The 25007-nt window shown below is 53.5% G+C and carries 25 protein-coding genes; 23 read left to right on the top strand and 2 right to left on the bottom strand.

The window, feature by feature from the left end:
• Nucleotides 1-80 precede the first annotated feature (80 nt).
• The 19 genes from JJE36_00755 (at nucleotide 81) to rpmE (ending at nucleotide 18480) form a co-directional block, all read left to right on the top strand.
• Entirely contained in the window at nucleotides 81-377 is a 297-nt protein-coding gene (locus JJE36_00755) for an NADH-quinone oxidoreductase subunit A (protein ID MBK5210850.1), read from the top strand.
• The gene (gene nuoB, locus JJE36_00750) at nucleotides 347-874 is read left to right on the top strand and encodes an NADH-quinone oxidoreductase subunit NuoB (protein MBK5210849.1); all 528 of its coding nucleotides are present in this window, start codon (nucleotides 347-349) and stop codon (nucleotides 872-874) included. Before JJE36_00755 ends, nuoB begins: the two co-directional genes overlap by 31 nt.
• Nucleotides 846-1325, top strand: coding sequence for an NADH-quinone oxidoreductase subunit C (locus JJE36_00745; GenBank protein MBK5210848.1), 480 nt, complete (start codon nucleotides 846-848; stop codon nucleotides 1323-1325). The genes nuoB and JJE36_00745 overlap by 29 nt, the downstream gene beginning before the upstream one ends.
• Nucleotides 1310-2554, top strand: a complete 1245-nt coding sequence (locus JJE36_00740; protein MBK5210847.1) for an NADH-quinone oxidoreductase subunit D — start codon at nucleotides 1310-1312, stop codon at nucleotides 2552-2554. Before JJE36_00745 ends, JJE36_00740 begins: the two co-directional genes overlap by 16 nt.
• Entirely contained in the window at nucleotides 2551-3549 is a 999-nt protein-coding gene (locus JJE36_00735) for an NADH-quinone oxidoreductase subunit H (protein ID MBK5210846.1), read from the top strand. Before JJE36_00740 ends, JJE36_00735 begins: the two co-directional genes overlap by 4 nt.
• Entirely contained in the window at nucleotides 3549-4097 is a 549-nt protein-coding gene (locus tag JJE36_00730; GenBank protein MBK5210845.1) for a 4Fe-4S dicluster domain-containing protein, read from the top strand. Before JJE36_00735 ends, JJE36_00730 begins: the two co-directional genes overlap by 1 nt.
• Complete coding sequence (locus JJE36_00725) at nucleotides 4081-4593, top strand: NADH-quinone oxidoreductase subunit J (protein ID MBK5210844.1); 513 nt, start codon at nucleotides 4081-4083, stop codon at nucleotides 4591-4593. Before JJE36_00730 ends, JJE36_00725 begins: the two co-directional genes overlap by 17 nt.
• Nucleotides 4590-4901, top strand: coding sequence for an NADH-quinone oxidoreductase subunit NuoK (nuoK, locus tag JJE36_00720; protein ID MBK5210843.1), 312 nt, complete (start codon nucleotides 4590-4592; stop codon nucleotides 4899-4901). Before JJE36_00725 ends, nuoK begins: the two co-directional genes overlap by 4 nt.
• Before the next feature lie 3 nt (nucleotides 4902-4904).
• Nucleotides 4905-6806, top strand: a complete 1902-nt coding sequence (locus tag JJE36_00715) for an NADH-quinone oxidoreductase subunit L (protein MBK5210842.1) — start codon at nucleotides 4905-4907, stop codon at nucleotides 6804-6806.
• 1 nt (nucleotide 6807) lies between these two features.
• Nucleotides 6808-8271 (top strand): NADH-quinone oxidoreductase subunit M, encoded by a 1464-nt coding sequence (locus JJE36_00710; GenBank protein MBK5210841.1) that lies wholly within the window; start codon nucleotides 6808-6810, stop codon nucleotides 8269-8271.
• Between the two features lie 4 nt (nucleotides 8272-8275).
• The gene (locus JJE36_00705) at nucleotides 8276-9739 is read left to right on the top strand and encodes an NADH-quinone oxidoreductase subunit N (protein ID MBK5210840.1); all 1464 of its coding nucleotides are present in this window, start codon (nucleotides 8276-8278) and stop codon (nucleotides 9737-9739) included.
• Between the two features lie 123 nt (nucleotides 9740-9862).
• Nucleotides 9863-10330 carry a 23S rRNA (pseudouridine(1915)-N(3))-methyltransferase RlmH gene (gene rlmH, locus JJE36_00700; protein ID MBK5210839.1) on the top strand — a complete coding sequence of 156 codons (468 nt, stop codon included), beginning with the start codon at nucleotides 9863-9865 and terminating at the stop codon, nucleotides 10328-10330.
• Nucleotides 10331-10415: 85 nt separating this feature from the next.
• On the top strand, nucleotides 10416-12125 hold the full coding sequence (locus JJE36_00695) for an arginine--tRNA ligase (GenBank protein ID MBK5210838.1): 1710 nt from the start codon (nucleotides 10416-10418) through the stop codon (nucleotides 12123-12125).
• A gap of 3 nt (nucleotides 12126-12128) precedes the next feature.
• Nucleotides 12129-13490, top strand: a complete 1362-nt coding sequence (gene lysA / locus JJE36_00690; protein MBK5210837.1) for a diaminopimelate decarboxylase — start codon at nucleotides 12129-12131, stop codon at nucleotides 13488-13490.
• Nucleotides 13491-13502: 12 nt separating this feature from the next.
• Complete coding sequence (locus JJE36_00685) at nucleotides 13503-14789, top strand: homoserine dehydrogenase (protein MBK5210836.1); 1287 nt, start codon at nucleotides 13503-13505, stop codon at nucleotides 14787-14789.
• Between the two features lie 9 nt (nucleotides 14790-14798).
• A complete protein-coding gene (thrB, locus tag JJE36_00680; GenBank protein ID MBK5210835.1) occupies nucleotides 14799-15728 on the top strand; it encodes a homoserine kinase in 930 nt (309 codons plus the stop codon).
• A 220-nt stretch (nucleotides 15729-15948) separates the two neighbouring features.
• Nucleotides 15949-16611 (top strand): transaldolase family protein, encoded by a 663-nt coding sequence (locus JJE36_00675; protein MBK5210834.1) that lies wholly within the window; start codon nucleotides 15949-15951, stop codon nucleotides 16609-16611.
• Nucleotides 16608-17957 carry a transcription termination factor Rho gene (rho, locus tag JJE36_00670; GenBank protein MBK5210833.1) on the top strand — a complete coding sequence of 450 codons (1350 nt, stop codon included), beginning with the start codon at nucleotides 16608-16610 and terminating at the stop codon, nucleotides 17955-17957. The genes JJE36_00675 and rho overlap by 4 nt, the downstream gene beginning before the upstream one ends.
• A gap of 91 nt (nucleotides 17958-18048) precedes the next feature.
• Nucleotides 18049-18480, top strand: a complete 432-nt coding sequence (rpmE, locus tag JJE36_00665) for a 50S ribosomal protein L31 (protein ID MBK5210832.1) — start codon at nucleotides 18049-18051, stop codon at nucleotides 18478-18480.
• A gap of 95 nt (nucleotides 18481-18575) precedes the next feature.
• On the opposite strand, the gene JJE36_00660 is transcribed toward rpmE, so the two are convergent.
• Nucleotides 18576-19061: a DUF2680 domain-containing protein gene (locus JJE36_00660; protein MBK5210831.1), complete on the bottom strand. Its 486-nt coding sequence runs from the start codon at nucleotides 19059-19061 to the stop codon at nucleotides 18576-18578.
• A gap of 205 nt (nucleotides 19062-19266) precedes the next feature.
• Between JJE36_00660 and JJE36_00655 the strand changes: the two genes are divergently transcribed.
• The 3 genes from JJE36_00655 to JJE36_00645 all read left to right on the top strand — a co-directional run bounded on the left by JJE36_00655 (nucleotide 19267) and on the right by JJE36_00645 (nucleotide 22780).
• Nucleotides 19267-19965: a response regulator transcription factor gene (locus JJE36_00655; protein MBK5210830.1), complete on the top strand. Its 699-nt coding sequence runs from the start codon at nucleotides 19267-19269 to the stop codon at nucleotides 19963-19965.
• The gene (locus JJE36_00650; protein ID MBK5210829.1) at nucleotides 19952-21478 is read left to right on the top strand and encodes a HAMP domain-containing histidine kinase; all 1527 of its coding nucleotides are present in this window, start codon (nucleotides 19952-19954) and stop codon (nucleotides 21476-21478) included. The genes JJE36_00655 and JJE36_00650 overlap by 14 nt, the downstream gene beginning before the upstream one ends.
• A gap of 90 nt (nucleotides 21479-21568) precedes the next feature.
• Nucleotides 21569-22780 carry a 4Fe-4S binding protein gene (locus tag JJE36_00645; GenBank protein MBK5210828.1) on the top strand — a complete coding sequence of 404 codons (1212 nt, stop codon included), beginning with the start codon at nucleotides 21569-21571 and terminating at the stop codon, nucleotides 22778-22780.
• A gap of 103 nt (nucleotides 22781-22883) precedes the next feature.
• Here JJE36_00645 and JJE36_00640 read toward each other — a convergent pair whose 3' ends face one another.
• Nucleotides 22884-23348, bottom strand: coding sequence for a hypothetical protein (locus JJE36_00640; protein MBK5210827.1), 465 nt, complete (start codon nucleotides 23346-23348; stop codon nucleotides 22884-22886).
• A 261-nt stretch (nucleotides 23349-23609) separates the two neighbouring features.
• Here JJE36_00640 and JJE36_00635 point away from each other — a divergent pair, with 261 nt between their 5' ends.
• Complete coding sequence (locus JJE36_00635; GenBank protein ID MBK5210826.1) at nucleotides 23610-25007, top strand: 4Fe-4S dicluster domain-containing protein; 1398 nt, start codon at nucleotides 23610-23612, stop codon at nucleotides 25005-25007.

Genomic DNA, 25007 nt, shown 5'->3' with positions numbered 1-25007 from the left:
TATATTAGGAGGTAATCTTGACAGAGCAGATTGTTGTTGCTGCCTTTCTCATTCTTGGTGTTGTATTCGCATGCATCGGCATGGGGGCATCATGGCTACTGTCGCCGACCAATCCGACCGAGGGGAAAAAGGTAACCTTTGAAAGCGGTGTCGCCCCCATCGGGGAGCCGTGGGTCCGGTTTCGCGCCGGTTACTACGTGTTCGCGATTCTTTATGTCATATTCGACATCGAGACGGTGTTTTTGTATCCGTGGGCCGTATCTTTCGGTGCCGAGGGCACGGGTTGGTTCATTTTCATCGAGATGCTTCTCTTCGTCGCCATTTTACTGGGCGGTCTCGCGTATGCATGGAAGGAAGGGGCGCTCGAGTGGCACTAGATAAAATTTTCGGTGAAAACTCATTGATTTTCATTAAAAGCGAACAGTTTTTCGATTGGTCACGTGCGCGCAGTCTTTGGTATATGGCGTTCGGTATCGCGTGCTGTTCGCTCGAGGGTATGATCGCCGCGTCGGGCCCTCGCTTCGATTTTGACCGTCACGGTATCTTTTTTCGCGGAGTCCCTCGTCAGTCCGACGTCATGATCGTGGCAGGCACCGTCAACCTCAAGATGGCCAAGGTCGTCAAAACTCTCTACGACCAGATGCCCGATCCGAAATACGTCGTATCCATGGGCGCCTGCTCCAATTCGGGCGGAACGTTTCGCGAATACCCCAACGTGGTTTTAGGGGTCGATGAAATCATCCCGGTCGATGTGTATATTCCCGGTTGCCCGCCGCGGCCGGAATCAGTCCAATACGCTTTCTTGCAACTTCGCGAGAAGATATATAAGAATACGGAGGCGCGCCTTGAAGCTCGAGCAGACGCACGTAAATAGCCTCCTTGAGGCGGCCGGAGTCGAAACGCTGTCGGTGGAAGAGGAATCGAAAATCGGCATGGTCGTTCGTGTCATGCCCGAGCAGGTCCATCCGACATTGCTTGCGTTGCGCGACGGGGACCTTTCCTTCGAGATGCTCCTCGATACGTTCGGAGCCGACTTGGGCGCCGAAGCAGAACTGCCTATCGAGGTCACCTATCATTTGCGTTCGCTTACCAACGATATCGATATTCGCGTGAAGATATGTTTGCCCTATGACGGTGAGTATCACTCGGTCATCGATATATTTCAAAGTGTCTACCTACCTGAGCGTGAGCTTTGCGAGATGTTCGGTCTTTTCCTTGAAGATCATCCGAATCCCAAGCGACTCCTGACCAATCCGGAGCTTACGACACCGTTGCGCAAATCCGTTCAACTTCGCGGAAAGGAGGAGATATGGAGCCGGTACTGAGAGATTTCGATCTCGACGGCATGACGAACGATCAGTTCGTCGGCTATGACAACCAGGGCTGGCTTTCCAAAGAGCCTCCCGCCGGTATTCCCGTACCGCGAAACCTTCGTCGTATCGCCGATGACCCGAACAAGATGAGCACCGAGCACTTTTTGCTCAACGTCGGGCCTTCGCACCCTTCGACTCACGGGGCGTTGCGTGAAATTCTCGAGCTCAACGGCGAGTCCGTCATGTCGAGTGAGGCCCATGTCGGCTACCTCCATCGCGGTATCGAAAAACTTTGTGAGAGCAGACCGTATACCCATCTTGCTCCTTTGATGGATCGTGCGGATTATGCGGGCGGTATTTTACCTGAGACCGCGCTTGCGCATGCGGTTGAAAACCTCGCCGAAATAGAGGTGCCGGAGCGCGCGCAGTGGCTGCGCGCCATCGCCGCCGAGGTCAATCGGATTGCCAGCCACTTTTTGTGGTTGGGACCACTCGGTTTGGATTCGGGTGCCATGGGTCCGTTCCTTTATATGGTTCGCGATCGTGAAACCCTGCAAGAAATACTCGAATCGCTCACCGGACAACGCGTAATGTTCAACTATGTGCGTCCGGGCGGTGTTTTCGGTGATATGACACCGGATGCCGAGGCGAAGTTGCGTAAATGGCTCAAAGAGGCCGATCAACGTATGGACGAGCACTGGGATATTTTGGCCGCATCCGAGTTGTTCCAGCAACGTGTCAAGGGAATCGGTGTGGTCTCAAAAGAGATGGCTCTTTCGATGGGCGCCACGGGCTTTGTGGCACGCGCATCCGGAATCGATTGGGATTTGCGTCGCGACCGTCCTTACGGCCCGTATTCAAAGCTCGACTTCGATGTGAAAATCGCACAAGATGGCGACATTTGGTCGCGCGTCGTCGTGCGTTATGACGAATTTCGCCAATCCATAAGGATGCTTCGCCAGCTTCTCGATGGTCTGCCCGAAGGACCCTATATGGCCAAACTCCCGCGCGTGCTTCACGTTCCGAAGGGCGAGAGCTACGGTTGCGTCGAAGGCTGCCGAGGAGAAATCGGTATCCATATCTATTCAGACGGCGGCACCAAGCCTTACCGCGTTCGCTATCGTCCGCCTATTTTGTACCATTTGGCCATGGCCGACACGCTCCTGCCCGGCGGTATGATCGCCGACGCCATCGTGACGATGGCATCGTTCGACTTCTGCTTCGGGGAGGTTGACCGATGAATCCTTGGGCTACCGGAATTCTTCACACGTTGTTGCTCATCGTAGTCATGTTGCTCAACGGTTCCCTGATTATCTATATGCTTCGTAAAGTATTGGGTCACTTGCATTTGCGTCTCGGACCGACCGAGCTTGGGCCGGGCGGCATTTTGCAGTTGGTCCCCGATATCGTGAAGCTCCTCGTCAAAGAGGATCGTCATCCGGGAAAGACCGATCGCTGGCTCTACATCATCGCACCGGTCATCGTGTTCGTTCCTGCGCTGATGGCCTATATCGCCATTCCGTTTTCCGATAAATTAATCGGTTTCGACGTCAACCTCGGCGTTTTGATGCTGTTCGGATTCCTCACCGTCATTCCGCTCGGGATATTTGCGGCAGGATGGGGAAGCCATAACAAATATGCGCTCATCGGAGCGACGCGTGCAGTCGGTGGGGCCATCAGCTATGAAATACCTTTGTTGCTGTCGGCGCTCATTCCTATAATGCTCACCGGTAGTTTCAGTCTCAAGGCGATCACGATGGCTCAGACGACATCGGTGTGGTATTGGCTTCCCGCGTTTCCTGCCATGATTATATTTTTCATTTGCTCGATTATGGAGACGAACCAGTCGCCGTTCGATATGTCGGAGGCGGAAAGCGAACTCGTTTCCGGCTTCAATACGGAGTATTCCGCGATGCGTTTCGGATTCATGTATCTCGCCGAATTTTCCAATAACTTCATCATGGCGGCAATCATGGTGAGCCTGTTCTTCGGAGGCTGGTCCTTGCCGTTCATCAACCCGAACACGATGGGGGCGTTTGCTCCGATCGTCTTCATCATCAAAACCTATCTGGTGATTTTCGCGTTCATGTTCATACGCGGAACGTTCTCACGTTATCGAGTCGACCAGATGTTGGCATTCGGGTGGAAAAAACTCATGCCGATCGCGCTTGTGTACACCGTCGTCGTCGCCTTCTTCGTCAAACTTATTTCGATGAAGACGGGGGGTGGTCTGTAATGGCTCGCTGGAAGTTTCCCGTCGGCATATTCAAAGCCATGCGCATTGCGTGGATAAACCTGTGGCGCAAGAATATCGTCATCCAATATCCCCATGAGCGTTATGAGCTCCCCGAGCGTGCACGTTGGTCCGTTGAAATGACGCTCGATGAAAACGGGCATCACACATGCACCGGGTGCAAGATATGTGAAAACACGTGCGCGGATTACATCATCAATATAGATGTATCGGTCGACGAGGAGCGCAATAAGCACATCAACCACTGGCTGTATCAGCGCGGTGCGTGCATGATGTGCGGGCTTTGCGTCGAAGCGTGCCCGTTCGGTGCGATACATATGGGCAAAAACATCGAGCTTGCGTATTTCGATAAAGAAGATCTCACCGACGACTTGCTGACCGACACCGATGCGGTAAAGCCTCCTCGCAAGGAACGTCCGGCGCCGACTGCAAAATCGGAGCCCGTTTCACAGGAAGCGGCACACGACGGAGCGGGAAAAACGGGGAAATCGACGAAAGAGGAAGGAGGAGCAGATGGCGACAACAGTTAACGGCATTGCATTCGTCGTGCTGGCTTTTGCGTTGTTATTGGGAGCTTTTTCGGTAATGACCTCACGAAATGTCATGCATGCTGCCTACTGGCTCCTTGAGGCGGCATTGGCCTCGGCCGGGTTGTTCTATTTCTTGAGTGCGGACTACATTGCGGTCATGCAACTGATGGTGTATGCCGGCGCCGTGGGAATTTTGGTCGTATTCACCATCATGATAACCACGCGGTCGCGACAAGACGCCGTCCGCTCACTCGATTTTTCACCGGCTGCCCTCATCGGAGCCCTACTGTTTTTCGCCTTGATGGCATATGCGATTCTCACCAGCCCGTCGCTCGTCCGAGCTGCTTTGCCGACATCCATGCCGTCGGTTGTGGAACTGGGGAAAGCCATGTTCAGCATGAACGGCTATGCGCTGCCTTTCGAAATCGCCTCACTCGTGCTCACCGTCGCCTTGATAGCGGCGGTTTGGTGGACGAGGGACGGTGATACCGAATGAGAGTCGGACTGGATGCATTTCTTCTCCTCTCGGCGGCGCTTTTTTCCATCGGCATATACGGTGCGATATCGAAAAAATCGACCATCGGCATTTTGATGTCTCTGGAAATCATGTCGATTGCGATTACGCTCAATCTTGTCGCAATCGATCGGTTCGTCACACCCGCCGCAATGACCGGCTGGTTTTTCGCGTTGTTCATGATGGTTACCTCCGCCGCCGAAATCGGCATAGGTCTCGCCCTCGTCATTGCGATATTCCGTGCGGGGAAAACAAGCGAAGTCAGCGATCTCACCGAGTTGAAGGGATAGGCAATGGGCTGGATTATAGCAATACCGAGTCTTCCGATCATCGCGTTTATCCTCACGGTGTGTCTGCCGCGTTCGCTTCGCAATAAGGTGCGCTTCATCCCGGTGATCGGCATGTTGGTCTCGGCGATACTTGCAGTCGTCGCCGTGGTACGCGTCTTCCCCGGAAGTGAGATGGGACGTGTCCTGTGGTCGACAACGTGGGCGCTGGCGCCTTTGGCCGGCAAGCCCCTGACGTTGACGCTTTCGCTTGATTCGCTCGGAGTTCTGATACTTGCAATGGTCAGTATCGTGGGCGCGTGTGTACAGGTGTTTTCACTGTTTTATATGAAAGATGACGACCGTCGCGGGTGGTACTTCAGCGTATTATCGCTCTTCACCGCGGCGATGTTGTTTTTGGTTATTTCGGGAGACTTGCTCTTCACGTTCGCAATGTGGGAAATCATGGGCTTGTGTTCCTATTTGCTCATCGGCTTTTGGTACCAAGACGAGGCACCGCGAAAGGCATCGCAAAAAGCGTTCCTGGTGACGCGCGCGGCAGACATCGGTTTCATCATCGCTTTGGCTGCGGTGTATATGACCTGCGGCACATTTAACATCGATACGATTTTGGGAAGCGCGGGCAGCTGGACCCCGGCGACGCTTCTCGTGGTGTCGCTCGGCTTGATATGGGCGGCAATGGGCAAATCGGCGCAATGGCCTTTGATGGTGTGGCTGCCTGATGCCATGGCCGGTCCGACTCCGGCATCGGCCCTCATCCATGCGGCTACCATGGTCGCCGCCGGCGTTTTCGTGCTCGCTCGCATGCTCCCCGTCATCGCGCTGTCCGCATTCGCGCTCGGTGTTTTGACATGGGTGGGTATCATCACCGCCCTCATCGGCGGATTGCTGGCATGTTTTCAGACTGACATCAAGAAGATGCTCGCCTATTCGACGATCAGTCAGCTCGGTCTGATGTTCGTCGGGCTCGGAGCGAACGCGCAGGTGGCGACATTGTTCCATTTGACGACGCACGCGTTTTTCAAATCGCTGCTGTTCTTGGCGGCAGGTATCATCATCCATGCGACGCATACGCAAGATATGCGCAAAATGGGCGGACTGGCACGTAAAATGCCCGCCACGATGATTGTGTTTTCGATAGGTGCGTTTTCACTGGCCGGTTTGGTGCCCCTGTCGGGCTTCTTCTCAAAAGACGAGATTTTCGCTGCCGTGTTTCGGAACGGGAACTGGACGGTGTTCGTGCTTGCTCTGCTCATGGGCATGCTCACGGCGATTTACGTCGCCAAATCGTGGCTCACCGTTTTTTTCGGCAAGCCGCGCACGAAAGGTGTTCATGAAGGCACCGCACTCGAGCTCGTTCCGGTCGGCATTCTTGCGGTCATCACACTCGTGCTCGGGTTTTTGAGTCCGACCTTCGCCCGGTATTTGGGCGAGGTGGGCAAATGGCCCGAAGTTTCCCTCGCGACTGTTTCAACGATTGTCACGCTTGCCGGCGGTCTCATCGGTTTCCTCATGTATTCCGGTGCCATCGATACGGTTAAACTCACCAATCGTTTCAAGGGGCTTTCGACGGCGCTCGAGCAGAAACTCTATTTCGATTACGCCTACGAACTTCTCATCATCACCCCCTATATGAGACTCGCGGATGCGCTTTGGTATTTTGACGCGCACGTCATTGACGGAATCGTCAACGGAGTCGCATCGGGATTCACGGCTCTCTCGGCGATGAGTTGGAAGTTCGACGATTCCGTCATCGACGGGGCGGTAAACGCCGCCGCGGCCGGCTCGAAAAAGTTGGGCGACGGATTGCGTAAGATTCAAAGCGGTCGTGTTCTCAATTATCAGCGTCTGGTTATCGGTGCTGTCGTCTTGTTATTGTTCGTCGTTGTTATTATGAAGGGGGCATAACGTGCTCACGCTCATCATGTTACTTCCACTGGTAGGCGTTTTGCTTTGTGCAATTCTGCCTAAAAGACGCGAAGGCGCTGCGAAATGGATTGCCTTGGTCATAACGGGCATCGATCTCATTTTGGCCGCCATCGCGCTGGTTCAGTTCAAAACGGGCGCCGGCATGCAATATGTCGTTCAGTTCGACTGGATTCATCAACTTGGCATTCAATATTATGTCGGTGTCGACGGTCTCTCATTGCCCATCGTCGCGCTTTCATCGCTTCTGTGTTTCTTGGCGGTGATTGGAAGCTGGAAAATCGACGTGAAGCCGAAATTTTATTTCGCGATGATTTTGCTGCTCGAGACAGGAATGAACGGCGTTTTCTCTGCGCTCGATTTCGTACTCTTCTATGTATTTTGGGAAATCGTTCTCGTCCCCATGTATTTCATCATTTCGCAGTGGGGCGGCCAACGTCGTCAATATGCTGCCATCAAGTTCTTCCTCTATACGTTTTTCGGATCGGTTTTCATGCTCGTCGGAATCATCGCCCTGTACTTGAAGACCGGCACGTTTGATATGATTGCAATGCAGTCGGCGCATCTGGGCTCCGGAGCGGTGTTCGGCTTCCAATGGTGGGTGTTTGCCGCGTTCTTCATCGGATTTGCGGTCAAGGTGCCTATATGGCCGTTGCACACGTGGCTGTCCGATGCCCATACCGAAGCTCCGACCGCCGCATCGGTGCTCCTCGCCGGCGTCATGCTGAAGATGGGAACGTACGGATTCTTGCGTATCGCCCTGCCGATTTTGCCTCAGACGTTTCACCATTGGCAGTACGCGATCGCCATCCTCGGTGTCATTTCGATAGTCTACGGAGGACTCGTCGCCTTCGCGCAGACCGACATGAAGCGGCTCGTCGCCTATTCGTCGGTCGCACACATGGGTTTTGCAATGCTCGGTATCGCTTCGGGAACGGTGGTGGGGCTTAACGCCGCTATGGCGGTCAACATCGCTCACGGGCTCAATACCGGTATGCTCTTCTTCCTCGTCGGTATGATCTACGATCGTACGCATACGCGTCAGATTTCCGAGTTGTCGGGAATAGCCTCCAAAATGCCGGTCTATGCGGGAATCTTTTGCTTCGCCGGATTTGCCGGTATGGGGATTCCGTTGCTTTCCGGATTTATAGGAGAGTTCCTCTCGATTGTTGGAGCATGGACGAGCCCGGCCATCCCTCATTGGCTCGTGGTCATCGCCGGCATCGGAATTCTGATCGGGGCGACGTACATGTTGTGGCTCATACAACGCGTCATTTTCGGGACGCCGAGCCCGGCTGTCGAGGCACAATCCGATATCTCCGTGCGTGAAGTTATAACCGTCGTGCCTTTGGCGGCGCTGACGCTTGCGATAGGAGTTGCGTGGTTCTTGCTCTTAAACTTTACCGATCCGGTCGCAAACGCCATCGGAAAGCTGATTGGTGGCTAGTCCGATGACGGGATATATGACATTTCTGCCCTATGCATTGCTTCTCGTCGGAGTTGCGTGGGCTTTGTTTGCAGAGAAGCTTCCCGGAGGTGATAGGGGGGCGGCGCTGGTCGGTGGAATACTGACGCTTGCCGCAGGTGCGTTGTTCCTGTGGAGTAGTGCCGGGCAGAAAGTCTTCGGAATGAAAATTTGGTTCACGTATGATTCCCGCGTGGCGAGCATGGGCATCTGCCTGCTTACCGCACTGTGGTTGTTCTGGGTTGCGAGCCGTGCAACAGGGCGTGTTCGCGAGGCGACGGCGCTCGGGATGCTCTCGGCGATGGGCAGTTGTCTGATGGTCGGAGCATTCGACTTGGTCGTCATGGTACTTGCCATCGAACTCGCAACTATGCCTGCTTATGTTTTGATAGGCTATCGCAAGGATCATCTCAACGGACTTGAAGGAGCGATAAAGTATTTCTTGCTCTCGGTTCTTTCGTCTCTCGTGATGATATACGGCGTAACCTTTCTTTACGGCATCATGGGTACTTCGAGTTTTTCCGGTTTCAATCTGGCGAAGGCCGGAACGATCGGTCTCGTCGGCGTGCTTTTACTGTTCGTCGGTATTTTCGCCAAACTCTCGGCTGCGCCGTTTCACTACTGGGCGCCCGATGCCTATGAAGGTGCCGAGTCCTGGATAGTCGCTTTCGTCGCAAGCGTGCCGAAAATCGCCGGTATCGTTTTGGCGGTTCGTTTGGTCGCCGTCATCAATACCTTTTCGGCAAAAACCGCGGCGACATCTTCGCTTGGCACCGTGCTGGCTATCGCCGCAGTCGCATCGATGATTTTAGGTTCATTCGCGGCGCTTACTCAGAAAGACACCCGTCGCGTCATGGCATATTCCGGCGTGGTGAACGCCGGCTACATGCTCATTCCACTTGTGAGTATGTCGGATTCTTCGGTCACTTCGATTGTGCTCTATGCGCTCTTTTATGCCACCGCCACAATGGGTATCTTGCTCGTCACGGCAAGTGAAGGCGGAAAGATTTCAGATCTCGCCGGACTTTCGAAGCGGCGGCCGGCGGCGGCGTGGGGGCTTGCGATTTTCGCGCTCTCTCTCATCGGTGTACCCCCGATGGCCGGGTTCTTCGGCAAGTTTTATATGTTTACCGCAACCGTGCGCGGCGGCCACGTGTGGCTTGTCATCATAGCGACGATCGCCTCCGTGGTCTCGGCATTTTACTATCTGCGCTTCGTCAAAGCCGCATTCTTCGATGAGGAGACGGCAAGCGATATCAACGTGACGATCGAAGGCGAGTCTGCGTTCGATGTCGGCACGGGTACGGCCGAGAAATCGGCAGTCGCCGGGCAGTCGGGCGCCTCCACGGTCTTTGCGAGTGTTGCGATAGCCACGTGTGTGGTGCTGACGGTGGTGTTTGGTCCCCTGTCGGGACTGCTCATGGCGGTTTTGAACAGTCCTTCGTGGTAATCGAACGCGTGTGACAATGACTTCGGTAGCTGTTTTTAATGACGCCGCTCGAGTTTTTCGGGCGGCGTTTGTTATTCTGATGAAGGAGGAAAACGAAAAACCGGCTACTGAGACGGGAACGACATGAAGATCACCATCATCGCGGTCGGCAAGCTGAAAGAACGTTTTTGGCGTGAGGCCGTCGCCGAGTACATGAAACGTCTGCAGTCCTATGCCGATGTCCGTATCATCGAGATCGCCGATCGAGATTCCGATAAGCTGTCCGATGATCGTGTGCTGGAGCAAGAAGGTGCGGATATCATAAGAGCGATTCCCTCAGGCTCGCATGTGGTGTTACTCGCTATCGAAGGCAAACTTTTGTCGAGCCCCGGTTTGGCCGAGAGAATCGCGGAGCTCGGATTGCACGGGACATCTTCTGTGACGTTTATCGTCGGCGGGTCGCTCGGTGTTTGTTCGGCGGTACGATCGGCGGTACAAGAGAGTGTGTCATTCGGTGCCATTACGCTCCCACACAATCTCGCACGCGTGGTGCTCGTCGAACAGGTTTACCGTGCATTTCGAATTAACAGAGGCGAACCATACCACAAATAGCTTAAAATGGGCTCCCTTTATCGGTATTGCTGTTTAATTGCCGTTCAATATTCGGTATCCTAAAAGGTATTCAAAGAGTACACAAATGAAAGGCTACTTCGTGAAAAGCACTGTTTCCGGGCTTGTCTATGATGCATTGACAGCCGCAATCGATAAAGGCGAACTCACACTCGGCTCCGTTCCGGACCCGGCAATCGAGCGTCCGCGCGATGTGTCCCACGGCGACTGGGCGACGATGGTTGCCCTGCGTTGTGCGAAAGAAGCGAACATGACACCGCGCGCCGTTGCAGAAATCATCGCCGCGCACCTGACCGACACGGACGATATCGAAAGTGTAGACATCGCCGGTCCCGGTTTCATCAACGTGCATCTCTCACAGGCTGCGCTTGCTAAGCAACTCAAAGCGATTCGTCTCGCTGACACGGCCTATGGTTCGTCTCAAAACGGTCGAGGACAAAAAGTCCAAGTCGAGTTCGTTTCCGCAAACCCGGTGGGGCCCATGCACGTAGGGCACGGTCGGTGGGCGGCGCTCGGCGATTCCATGGCTCGTGTCTTGTCTTTTACCGGACATGAAGTTCAGCGAGAGTTTTATATCAATGATGCCGGTGTCCAGATGGATACGTTCGGCCGGTCCGTTTCAGCACGCTATCTCGAACTTTGCGGCATCGAGGTCGAGTTTCCCGAAGAGGGCTATCAAGGCGCTTACATCAAAGACATCGCGCAAGAAATTTTTAATGAAGAGGGCGCCTCGTGGGCTGAGGCGACCCCGCAAGAGCGTCAACATCACTTCAAGGAACTCGCTTACAAACAGGTTCTCGCTCACCTGCAAAAGGTGCTTCACGATTTCGGCGTGGATTTCGATGTGTGGTTCAGCGAGCGCACGCTGCGCGCAAAACAGGCCGACGGCGCCACTGCGATCGAGAAGGCCATCGCCGCGTTGACCGCGGCCGGCTTCATCTATGAAAAGGATGGAGCGCTTTGGTTTCGCTCGACCGATTTCAAAGATGATAAAGACCGCGTACTGGTCAAGGCCGACGGGGATTATACGTATTTCGCCGCGGACATCGCCTACCATCAAAATAAATTCGACCGCGGCTTCGACCGCGTCATAGATATATGGGGTGCCGATCATCACGGGTATGTCGCACGCATGAAGGGAGCTTGTGCAGCTCTCGGACATGAGGGAAAGCTCGATGTCGTCATCGGTCAGCTCGTCAATTTGTTCCGTTCGGGCAAGCTTGTGCGCATGTCGAAACGTACCGGCGAAATGGTCACGTTCGAGGAACTCGTCGAGGAAACCGGCGCCGATGCCTCCCGCTATTGGTTTTTACGCCGCTCCACCGACCAGCAGGTCGATTTCGATATCGATTTGGCGCGCGAGCAGTCAAGCGACAACCCGATATATTACGTTCAATACGCGCACGCACGTATTTGCTCTATAATCCGCAAGGCGTTTAACGCTCCCGGCGATGCGGCCGTCGATGTTCTCTCACAAAAAATCGCGCCCGATACCGACCTGTCGTTCATCACCGAGGCAGCTGAGCTCGACCTCATTCGCAAACTCACCGAGTTTCCCGAAGTCGTCGAGGCGGCCTCTGCACAACTCGCACCGAGTAAGCTCACCCGTTATGCGGAAGATCTCGCGGCCACATTCCACCATTTCTATTCGCAGTGTCGCGTGATGCACGATGATACGTCCATTGCCGACGCGCGCTTGTTCTTGGTGGATGCCACGCGCCGTACGCTCCGCAACGTCTTTTCACTTCTCGGTATCCAGGCCCCGGAAAGGATGTAAGCTGTGGGACATTCTTCAGCTCTTGATGTTCGTCGCGAGGCGGACTATAAAACCGGTCGTGACTTGGCCGCCATTTTGCCGTATTCGACCGAGTTCATCGACGGGAACCTCCATATCGGAGGAGTCGATATGGTAAAGCTCGCCCGTGAGGCGGGAACCGCCCTCTACGTCATGGACGAAAACCATATACGTCGACAACTGCGAGACTATGTCAAATGGACGCATTTTCATTGGGATGCCGTCGATGTCGTGTATGCCGGAAAAGCGTTCATGTCGCTTGCCATGGTCGACATCGTCAATCAAGAGGGATGTTGCCTCGACGTATCGAGTGGTGGCGAGTTGGCCTATGCCATTCGAGCCGGCCTACCGATGGAGCGCGTCTATGCTCACGGCAACAATAAGACGGAAGTCGAACTGCGTGAGGCGATTTCAGCCGGAGTCGGTCAAATCGTGATCGACAGCTTCGAGGAGATAGAGCGTATTTCTCGCATCGCGACCGAACTGGGAAAGGTGCAAGGCGCCTTGGTTCGTGTGACGCCCGGTGTCGAAGCCGATACGCACGATTTCATTAAAACCGGTGCAGAAGACTCCAAGTTCGGTTTCGGCCTCAACCAAGGGCTTGCGATGCACGCCATCAAGAAAGCCATTGCGGCACCCGGGATAGATTTCAAAGGTGTGCACATCCACATCGGAAGCCAAATTTTCGCCCTGCGGAGTTTTCGTGCGGCAATCGATGTCATCGTCAAGTTCATTGCCTCCATCAAAGAGGAAACGGGCGTCGAGGTCCGCGTGCTTGATACCGGTGGCGGACTCGGAGTCGCCTACGGTGTGCCCGACGAGCCTTCCACCATTCAAGACTACGGCAAAGTGGTCATCGACGGCATCAAGGAAGAGTGCGAGCGCTACGGACTCACGGTTCCGCGCATGGCCGTCGAGCCGGGACGCTCGATTGTGGCCAACGCAGGAGTGACACTGTATACGGTCGGTACGATCAAAAAGATTCCGGGTATTCGAACATATATCGCCGTCGACGGGGGAATGACCGATAACATCCGTACGTCACTTTACGATGCGCATTATGAAGCACTCATAGCCAATAAGGCCGATCAACCGCGTACAATGGTCGGTACGGTCGCCGGGAAGCATTGTGAAAGCGGAGACATCGTCGTCACCGACGGTCCGATTCAAGAGACTGAGGTGGGGGATATCCTCTGCGTGGCTGCTACCGGGGCATATTGTCAGTCGATGTCGAACAATTACAACAAGCAAGTGCGCCCGGGAGTCATTTTTGTCGATAACGGTACGTGGCGGTGGGTCGTCAGGCGAGAAACCTATGACGATCTCATGCGTTGCGAAGTGGAATAGAGGAGTAAACCCATGCGTACAATCAAAGTCGGACTCATAGGTCTGGGCACCGTCGGAGGTGGCGTCGTCGAAATCTTCAAGAATCATCGTGAAGACTTCAAGCGACGTGCCGGAGTCGATATCGCGCTGGCCGCCGCCGCCGATAGAAACACCGCTCGCTTCGAGCAACTCGGACTCGATCCTGCAATCTGCACGACGGACGCGTTCGCCGTTGCCACCGACCCGAATCTCGATATCGTCATCGAGCTCATCGGCGGAACCGGTGTGGCTCACGACATCGTCATCGCCGCGCTTGAGGCGGGCAATGTCGTCGTGACGGCCAACAAAGCGCTCATGGCGTCGGCGGGGCAAGAAGTTTTGGGGCTTGCCGAGGCCAAGGGTCTCGACATCCGTTTCGAGGCGAGCGTCGGCGGTGGCATTCCCATCATCGAGCCGTTGAAGCACTCCCTTATCTCAAATGAGATTTCAAGCGTCATGGGTATCGTCAACGGTACGACGAACTACATGCTCACCCGCATGACCGAAAACGGTCTCGATTACGACACCGCATTGAAGGAAGCGCAGGAGAAAGGTTTTGCCGAGGCGGACCCAACCGCTGACGTCGACGGGTTTGACGCGGCGGCGAAAATCGCCATCCTCGCCTCCATCGCCTTCAATTCTCGCGTGACCATCGACCAGGTTTACACTGAGGGCATTCGTTCATTGGCGCCCAGCGACATCGACTACGCCAAAGAAATCGGCTACACCGTCAAATTGCTCGCCATCGCGCGTCGTACCGATGAAGGCATCGACATACGCGTCCATCCCACGATGATTCCCTCGGGACATCCGTTGGCTTCGGTCAACGGCGTATTCAATGCCATTTACGTTGTCGGTGATTTTGTCGGAGAGACGATGTTTTTCGGCGAGGGAGCGGGAGCCGGAGCTGCCGCAAGCGCGGTCATGGGAGATGTCATCGAGGCGGCCCGTGCAATCGACGCCGGAAACAGCGTCATAGGCTGCACGTGCGTCGACAACCTCCGCATTCGTCCGATCGACGAACTCCAAGATCGCTATTATGTTCGCATGGTCGTCCACGACAAGCCGGGCGTATTGGCTGCGACCGCAGCGACATTCGCAAAGCACGGCGTTTCCGTCGAGTCGCTGATTCAACGTGCTCCGGGCGAGGCTGACTTGGCCGAACTCGTGTATGTGACGCATAAAGCGGGCGAGGCTTCGATTCGTGCGGCATTCGAAGAAATCCGTGCGCTCGATTCCGTCATTGAAATCGCCGCACTCATCCGCGTAGAAGATATTTAAGGAGCGCATATGTGCGTCGGTTTCAGCATTCCCGCCACCTCGGCAAACCTTGGACCCGGCTTCGACAGCTTCGGCATCGCGCTCAAACTTTACAATAAGTTCGAGGCCGAACTCGCCGCGGATTGGCTTGTCGAAGTCGAAGGTGAAGGTGAAGGTTACCTTTCGACTGGAGGGGACAACCAAGTTGCCGTGGCCATGGCGACGGTGCTTGAAATCGCCGGACATCCCGAGCTGCGCGCCCATATTTGGTGTCAAAATCGCGTTCCCACCGGAAACGGGCTCGGTTCTTCGAGCACGGCAATCGTGGGCGGGGCGCTCCTCGCGCGCGCGCTGCTCATCCAAGAAGGATTCCAGGCCCCGTCCGACGGAGAAATATTCCAAATCACGACGAAGCTGGAGGGTCACAGCGACAACGTCGCCTCGGCGCTTTTCGGTGGTTTTACCGTGTGCTATTCTCGCGAAGGTGTGCCTTGCTATGCGCGCTTCGAGCCGCAACGTGGCTTGGCGGCGGTCGTAGTCCCGGCAAACGGAGAACTTTCCACGGCGGAATCACGAGACTTGCTTCCTCGCGATGTGACTCATAAGGATGCAGCGTTCAACGTCGCCCACGCCGGCCTTTTGGCCGCAGCCATCGTGAGCGGTCAACCTGATTTACTCGGTGATGCTTTGCGGGATCGTTTGCACCAGCCGTATCGTGCGCAAGTCATCGGAGATATCGAGGAAATTCAAGCGATAGTGCGGAAGGCCGGATGCGACGGGGTTGCGCTGTCCGGTTCCGGCCCGACGATTATCGGACTGCTCGCCGCCGACACCGACGATGAGGCCTACGAGCGGGCTGTTCGGGTGGCCGCCGCGGCCGCAGACGAGGTGCGAGAGCTCGGAACACGCAGACCTCCGTTGCCTCTCGAGTTTTCACGTGTCGGGAGCATTCGCTTGTAGTCGTCCCCATCTTTTTGTGCATCCGGTAGTTTGCAGTGGTATATTAGGTGTGCAACATTTTCATTTTCTTGAGAGAAACTAATCTAAAAAATCCCACGTAGAAATTCACATTTAATGACATAAGTATGCGATATTTTCGGTCTTGAGCGCATTTTTCCGTATTTTTTAAGAGTAAACATCCCTAAAGGGGGGTGTTTTTAGAGAAAGGAACAAAGTAAAAGTGAAGTTTTTCCTAGACACTGCTGATTTGGCAGAAATTGAGGAAGCGACGAGTTGGGGAGTCGTTGCCGGCGTCACCACCAATCCGACACTGTATTCACGTATCGGTGGCAAACTCGGTGATTTTCAAAAGCACATCGGGCGTATTTGTGCGCTGACCGACGGGCCGGTTTCGGCAGAAGCCGTCGGTTCGACCCGAGATCAGATTATCGCCGAAGGCCGTGAGCTTTCGCGTATCGCTCCCAACGTCGTCGTCAAAGTTCCGACGACAATCGAGGGTCTTGCCGCAACAAAAGCGCTTGCCGGTGAGAACATAAAGGTGAACATGACACTGTGCTTCAGTGTTCCGCAAGCAATCTTGGCAGCTCGTTCCGGAGCTGCTTACATTTCTCCGTTTGTCGGACGATTCGATGACATCGGTGAAGACGGACTGACGCAACTCGGAGATATCATCGCCGCAGTCGGTAACTATGATTTCGGACATGAGGTTGAAATCATCGCCGCTTCGATTCGCTCGGCCAACCACGTGACCCAGTCGGCGTTGATGGGCGCAGATATCGCAACGGTGCCCTTCAAGGTGCTCAAGGGTCTGGCCAGTCATCCTTTGACCGACCGTGGGCTCGCTTCATTTGCCAAGGACTGGGAGAAGGTAGTCAACGCATGAGTGCTCGTCCCCGCAATCGGAAAACGCGTCCGCGTACAGCCCAACAAGCCGAAGTCAAGCCTTCGGTGACGCGCGAAGAGTTAACCAAGCTCAAAGTCGCCGAGCTCCGCGAAATGGCCGCCGAACTCGAGATAGATGTCAAAGCTCTCAAAAAGAAAGATGAAATCATCGATGCCGTTCTCGAGGCGAAAGTAAAATCCGAGGGGTTTGTCGAAGTAAAGGGAGTTCTCGACCTCCTGCCCGAAGGATACGGGTTCTTGCGAACCTGCGGTTATCTCCCTGGTCCCGACGATGTGTATGTATCGATGTCGACCATCAGACGCAATCGTCTTCGTCGCGGAGACTTTATCGAGGGCCAGGTTCGTCCGGCTCGTGAAACCGAAAAGTACGGTGCGCTCCATCGTCTCGATGCGGTGAACGGGCAATCACCCGAAGAGGCGCGCGATCGTCCTAAGTTTTCTGCGCTCACACCGATTTATCCCGAAGAGCACCTTGTGATGGAGCGCGGCCAAAAAGAATTCACCGCCCGCACCATCGACTTGATGGCTCCCATCGGTAAGGGACAGCGAGGTTTGATAGTATCTCCTCCGAAAGCCGGAAAAACCACCATCCTCAAAGATATCGCCGCATCGATTTCTGAGAATAATCCCGAAGTGCATTTGATGTGTCTGCTCGTCGACGAACGCCCCGAAGAAGTCACCGATATGGAGCGTTCTGTTCACGGCGAAGTCATTTCTTCGACATTCGACATGCCCAGTGAAAATCACATCGCAGTCTCCGAGCTCGTCATTGAGCGCGCGAAACGCCTCGTCGAAACCGGCGCCGATGTCGTTATTCTGCTCGATTCCGTCACGCGCCTTGCACGCGCCTATAACTTGGCGACACCCGCATCGGGACGTATTCTTTCCGGTGGCGTCGACTCAGGCGCGCTTTATCCGCCCAAAAAGTTCTTTGGTGCGGCTCGAAACATCGAATTCGGCGGCTCTCTCACCATCCTTGCGACGGCTCTCGTTGATACCGGTTCGAAAATGGACGACGTCATATTCGAGGAGTTCAAGGGTACCGGCAACATGGAACTCGTGTTGGATCGTTCCTTGGCGGACAAGCGTATTTTCCCGGCAATCAATGTCGTTGCTTCGGGAACTCGCAAAGAAGAACTCCTGCTCGATAAACAGTGGGCACCGTTCATCTGGGGCGTTCGCCGTATCTTCCATAACGTCGACCCCGAGCTTGCCATGCAACAACTCATTCGAGGATTCAATCAATCGGAGACCAACGAAGAGCTCCTCATCAAGATGGCCAAGAAGGCCGAGCAAAGTGGAGGCAGCTTGAGGGCGAGCCGCTGATTGCTTGCCTAAACGTATACACGCTGGTATTATCTAATGTCTATGTCCTCGCTTTGGTCGGAAACCAAGGCACTATCGGAGGTGTTCAACTATGAAAGAGGGTCTTCACCCTACATACGAGACGACCACATATATCTGTTCATGTGGTAATCGTTTCGAGACTAAGTCAACTCACGGTGGCGATGTTCGCATCGAACTTTGCAACGAATGCCACCCGTTCTTCACCGGTCAGCAAAAACTGATTGATACCGGTGGACGCGTACAGCGCTTCTCAGATAAGTTCGGCGCAGCTGCCGCGACTACACTCGAGCGTGAGAAGAAGGTTGCAGAGGCAAACCGTATCGCTACCGAGGCTGCCGAGGCCGAGAAGAAGGTCGCGCGTGAAGTCAAGGCCGCCGAGAAGGCGAAGAAGGCTGCCGAGTACGAAGCTGCTGCACCGGCTCCTGCTCCCGAGGCACCTGCCGAGGAAGCTGTCGCTCCCGCAGAAGCTCCGGTTGCCGAAGAGGCACCTGCTGCAGAGTAGTTTTCTTGGCTCCGGTGAACAACGATCCTTACGGATATAAAAAGCACCCCTTTTTTTAAAAAGGGGTGCTTTTTTGTACCTTTATTTTTCTGATATTACTGGTTGAGACACTCTCCTGTGCCGGCACCTTGACCTAGGCCACCGCCATTACCTGAGCCACGGCCGGCTCCATTACCTGAGCCAAGGCCTGTGCCGCCGCCGAATCCGCCGCCATTATTTCTTCCCATAGCTGCCGATCCGGTGCCGTCGCATGCACTCTGATTATCCTCAATGGCTGACAAGGTTGTGTCTGCTTGAGCACGTGTGATTGTTCCGGCCTCGACTCGCTGGTCGAGAATAGCCTTTGTATTTTCCAGCTTTGCAGCTTGGAATTCCTCAAGCTTGCCTGCATCTTTTGCAAGCGAACCGTACGTAACATTCCCATTTGTCCTTTGTTGGGTCATTTCATCGACTGATTTTCCCATCACTGAGGCTGCGATTTCAGCCATGCTTTGCGGAGCAGTTGCCGCATAGGCGACCGATGCGAAGATCAAAGTGGCGGCTAAAGCCGTTGCAATGATGGTAATACGTTTCTTTTTCATGAGTAGTCCTTTCTGTCGTTTGTGCGAGACCCCCACCTGTCTGGTGGGTATGGTGCAATAGTACTCAGTGTCTGTGTCATAACTATGTCTTTTCGTGTGTCTTTACATGACAAGTTGTCAGAAAAGGTGTGACATGTCTGCAATCTGTGGTGTAATTCAGTCATACATATAAGAGAAAGGCATTCATATGCGGCCCGATCAATCGATGCAATCGATACTCATTGCCGATGACAATATACAAATAGCAGAGATTTTGGAACAATATGCGCATCGTGACGGATATCGGACCTATCGAGCGAAAGACGGCGAAGAAGCTCTTGCTCTTTTGAAGGCCCATCAGCCCAGCATAGTGCTTCTCGATGTCATGATGCCGAAGATGGACGGGTTTGCGGTGTGCAAAGAGATACGGCGGATATCCTCGACCCCCGTAATCATGATTACGGCACGGGGAGAGGACTTCGAGAGGATTATGGGGCTTGATATCGGTGCCGACGACTATATTGTCAAGCCATTTTCTCCTTCCGAGGTAATGGCACGGGTACGGGCGGTATTGCGTAGACTCGAACCTGAGAATGAAGAAAACGGTGAGGAAGCGACATACGGTTCACTTACCGTTAACCTCACAACCTATACGACGAAAATCGTCGAGCAACCTATGATGCTTACAAAAAAAGAAATCGAACTCCTGTGGCTTTTGATGACTAACAGGGGGAAAGTTTTTTCGCGCGTAGATCTTCTGCAACGGCTTTGGGGATATGACTATTTTGGTGACACGCGCACCGTCGATTCGCACGTCAAACGTCTCAGAGCGAAGACCGATGTTGTAAAACATGAAGACTGGGAGATAAAAACGGTGTGGGGCGTAGGGTATAAGTTTGAAGGTTTTCAAAATGGCGAAGAGTAAAATTGAACGACGCCTAAGCGTCTACTTCGTTGTGGTGTTGGTTCTCTTCGCCCTCATCGTCGGCGGGCTGTTCTCCGTACTCTTCGACCTGCATATGAAGCGTGCCTATCGTGATGACATGGTGTCGAAAGCGCAAGCGATTGCTCAGACGGCAGCAAGCTATATTTCCTCGGCACAAGGTGACATGCGTCAAGGCATGGGTAAGGGGAATTATGCCAACTACATCGATTTGGTAAATGCCATATCGCTTGCAGATGTTTGGATTGTAGACAAAAATCTCGATTTGATAACTCCTACGCATGCCTCAGGATCCATGGGCATGAATGCCGCTTCGACAGTCGGGGCGGGGGTCTCTTATACGTATCAAGATATTCCGGCAGGTGCCGATGAGCTCGTCGCGAAAGTATTCAAAGGAGAAACCGCATTCAGCGAAGAATTCAGTGGGCTTTTGCATGCGCCGACACTTACCGTGGGCGCCCCTGTAAAAGACAGCTCGGGCGTGGTCGTCGGCGTCGTTTTGCTACATGCGCCCGTGAGGGGATATGCCGAAAGCATCAACCAAAATCTGTTCCTTCTTTTGTTGTGCGTAATCGTGGCTTTATTTGTAGCGTTTCTTGCATCAAAGAGCCTTTCTGTTAAATTCACAAAACCTCTTACAGCTTTGCAGAAGCGTGCATTGCATATGGCTTCCGGCGAGTATGAGTGTGTTGCGACGATAGCGCAAGAAGATGAAATCGGCGATGTTGCACGGGCGATGGACACACTTGCAGTGCATCTTCAAGATGCCGAGGAGGAACACGCAAACTTCGAAAAAATGCGTCGTGATTTTATATCGAACGTTTCACATGAGTTGCGGACGCCGATAACCGTTTTGCGTGGATCGATAGAGTTGCTGCGAGACGGCGTTGTGACCGAGCCCGACGCTGTGCGTGAGGTGTATGAAAAAATGCTTCAGGAGGTGCTTGTCCTTCAGCGCCTGGTCGGAGATCTGTTGGATCTTTCGACGCTTCAAAACGTGAATTTTTCCATAGAGAAATCAACGGTCGATTTGTGTGAAGTGTTCCGTGATGCGGTAACCTCATTTGAATATGTAGCCCAAAAAAAGGGAGTCATACTCGCGTCCGAATGCGCCTATGACCACTATGCCGTCACGGGAGATTATGGCCGCCTGCGACAGATGCTGATGGTCCTATTGGACAACGCCGTTAAATTTTCCGAGCCCGGCGATACGGTCGATGTCGAGTTTGCTCGCGATGAAATCCATGTATCAAACCATGCGGAGGGGGTATCTTTTGAAGATGCCGAGCACATGTTTACCAGATTTTACACTTCCAGTGCAGTAAGCACGGGTGGAGGAACCGGGCTCGGCTTACCGATTGCCCAAGAGATTGCCCATAGGCATGATATGGACATATCGGTGCATAGCGCACAGAAGGATTCGATAACGTTCAGCGTCCGCCAAAAAGAGAATTCAAAGCCCGAGATCCTTGGTTATCCTGAACACATGGAATAGTGCGTAATATGACACGAAAATGTCACTCATTGCTCTTTTGTGCGTAGTACTTTTGTAGGACGTTCTTTATACAAAAGGGAAAGGATACGCATGAAAAAGTGGTATAGCATTGTGAGATATGGGGTTTTGGCGGGCATTCTCGTATGGGTGACGTGGCTTTTTGTAATGCATACGCAAGGAGGGAATGCATTACCGTCTGTGCATGCCATTTGTCCGGTCGGGGGGCTGGAGAGCTTTTGGTCATTTCTCACCGCACACTCTACGATACAAAAGATATTCACCGGAACGATCATCCTGTTTTGGTTCACGCTGATATTCGCACTTTTTTTGAATCGATCGTTTTGTGGAAGTATCTGCCCATTCGGTGCACTGCAAGAGTTTTTTGGGAAATTGAATCGAAAGAATAAACTGGTCATTCCTCAAAAAGTTGATGTGTTCCTGAGGTATGGGAAATATGTAGTTCTTATTTTCATTACATACATGGCATGGAAAACAGCGTCGCTTTTCATCGCACCGTATGACCCTTGGACCGCCTATTCGCACTTAGCTTCTCCCGAAAGATCTCAGTACCTGGTCGGTTATATAGTTTTGTTCGTGTCGTTGGTCGGTTCGATTCTCTACGATAGGTTCTTTTGTAAGTATCTCTGTCCGGCAGGGGCGATGTATGGGCTTCTGGGATTTCTGAGTCCGACTAAAGTGCGTGTTTCTTCAACTTGCGTCGAGTGCGGCAAGTGCAACAAAGCGTGTCCGATGAATATCGATGTATATGGAGTAAACAAGAAAGAGAGCGGAGGCGGGCTTTGCGATACACCATCTTCCGAGGGCGATAGGGAAAACATCGGTGCATCGACTGATCGAGTCGTCGAGCGTAACGTGGTGACGAGCCCCGAGTGCATCATGTGCGGGAAATGTGTGACAGTCTGTCCGACGAAGAAGAGCTCTGTTTCAGTGTCCTTCTTCAAGAAGTCGATTTCCCCCTTGCTTCTGGTCACTGCCGGCGTGGTGATATTCTTCGGTGTGCTCTTTGTGATGGATGCAACAGGAGTGTACAAGGTGTCTATTCCGAGCGTCGAACAGGTTCAGAAATCAAACGAATATATTACGATAGACACGCTTCGAGGTTCTATGACTATCGAAGAGGGCGCTTCCTATACCGGTTTTGAACTAAATGAGTTCTATTCCAAAATGGGCATTTCGCAAGATGTTCCATCAGATACACAGTTGAAGCTTATTTCGGAATATGTTCCGGGTTATGAATTTGATGCGGTGAAAGCCGCGCTCACGGGAGTTAAAGGGAAATAGGGTAAATTTCTTTAAACATATGCTCCGAGGTCAGTTCGGTCTCGGAGCATATGTTGTCGAAAATGCACGGTCTCATTCGTATTGGACGCATTGTGTGGGAGTCCTATTCCACCTGAATAATGCGGTATCGAATGATTCTCCACCCGTCGAACATATCCTCGGAGCTACAAACACGCGCTTCCACATGCATTCCGGCACTCAATGAATCGACGACAGCAGAGCTTGCTTCCTGTCCAAGAATATCGAGAATGTTACCTTCTGCATCTTTAAGGCGTATCAAAGCAGTTTTTTGACGGAGATTTTCGACATCAATCCCGTGCTTTGAAGCGATGTCCTCCATCGAAGGGGGGATGAGGAGCCCGCTTTCACGATGGATTGACAATAGGGCACCGTTTTTCAGCTTGTGGCAGACTTCCGCCTGTCCCTTGTCGGCGGTTTGCAGTGCAAAATGTCCGCTTACAATTGTTGTCCCTTCGGCGCATAGCTCATGCGGCGTTTGAAGGTTGCGCTTTCGATCGTTGACGAATTGAAAGCCGTCGACTCTCGAGATCTTTTTCATTTCAGACATTTCGTTCCTCCTTTAATATAGTCAGTATACGAAGAAGGAGGACATGGACCTGAACGTTTGTTCGGACGACTCTTCGAGATGCGTGCAGTTCGTTTTGAGACGAATCAGCGTAAAAAATTGTATTGTAACGACTTTGTAAATGATGTATAGTTTACCCATCGCACGGTGTTGTGCGAAAATCTATATCGAGCAACGGCGCTCACCTACTCTCCCGTAAGGGAAAGCGCGTGGGCGTTTTTTAATGAGAAAAAGGAGGTTGCTGTGAGCGAATATACCGTATTTTGGGGATGCACGATTCCTTTGCGTTTGCCCTACATCGAGAAGTCGACGCGCATCGTGTTCGATGTGCTTTCGACTAAAATCCACGATGTCGACGGCTTTACGTGTTGCCCCGAAGGTGTGCTTGCAAAAGCTAACTCGGAGGATGCATTCTACGCCGGCGCCGCGCGTAACTTGGCACTTTGTGAGCGCCAGGGTCGCGATGTCATCACGCCGTGTAACGGGTGCTATTCGACGTTCAAAGAAACGCAGAGCCATTTGACCACCTCGTGGCGCGACCGCGATCGCATCAACACCGCTCTCGAGGCGGCCGGGGAAAGCAATCCTGAGTACGCGGAAAACCCGATGAAGTACACCGGGAGTGCGCGCGTCTACCACATGGCGGAGTACCTCTGCGACGAAGTCGGCATCGGGGCGGTAGCCTCACATGTGAAACGTCCTTTGAACAACATGCGCATCGCCGTGCACTACGGCTGCCACATGTTGCGCCCGCAACCTGCGATTCGGTGGGACGATGCGTTGCACCCGACTAAGTTCGAGAGCTTGATCACCGCTCTCGGCGCGACCGTCGTCGACTATCCGAGCAAGATGCAATGTTGCGGAGGCGCACTCGACCGCGTGGGTGCCCGTGACTCCTCCCTTGCGTTTGCACGTCGCAAGCTCGACGACCTCAAAATCAACGATGTCGATGCCCTGATCGTCGCGTGCCCATCATGCTTCTTGCAGTTCGATTTGAATCAAGCGGCGATGCAGCGCGCCAAGGAGCAGTTCGATATTCCGGTCTTTTTCTTGAGCGAGATTTTGGCTCTTTCGTTCGGCGTCGATAAAGAGGAACTCGGACTTGACGGACACAAAGTGTCGACCGACAGCTTTTTTGAGAAGTGGGATGCCACAAAAGATTATAACGAGCATCTCGCACGTCATTTCGATGTGTCGCTTCTCAACAAGTGCAACGGATGCCGCGCCTGCAAAGATGACTGCCCGGTCGGCAAAATCGATCCGACCTTCCGCCCCAACGACTTGATTCAAGCACTCGTCGAAGGACGCATGGACGAGGCGATCGAGAGCGCCGAGGCATTCAAGTGCGTCGAGTGTTACAACTGCCAAGAGCTTTGTCATTCGCGAATCGGTATGGCCGACACCATGCGTACACTCAAAGAACTCGGTGTTGCGCGCGGAATCGGGCCCGAGGCGGTCAAGACGGGCTTCGAGATGATTCTCGATCAAGGAGTGCTCGGAGCGCCGCGTGCCTCGGCACGAAAAAAGCTCGGTCTGGCCGATGTCCCGAAATCCGGTGGACACGCTTTGCGCGACGTGCTGGCTGCACTCGACGCAGAATTTGAAAATAAAGTCGAAACCAACGCCGAGAGTGAGGAATAA

The sequence above is a fragment of the Coriobacteriia bacterium genome (assembly GCA_016649875.1).
Lineage (GTDB): Bacteria > Actinomycetota > Coriobacteriia > WRKU01 > JAENWW01 > JAENWW01.
The sequence above is the reverse complement of the archived record's forward strand: the minus strand, read 5'-3'. Positions and strand labels throughout refer to the sequence as shown.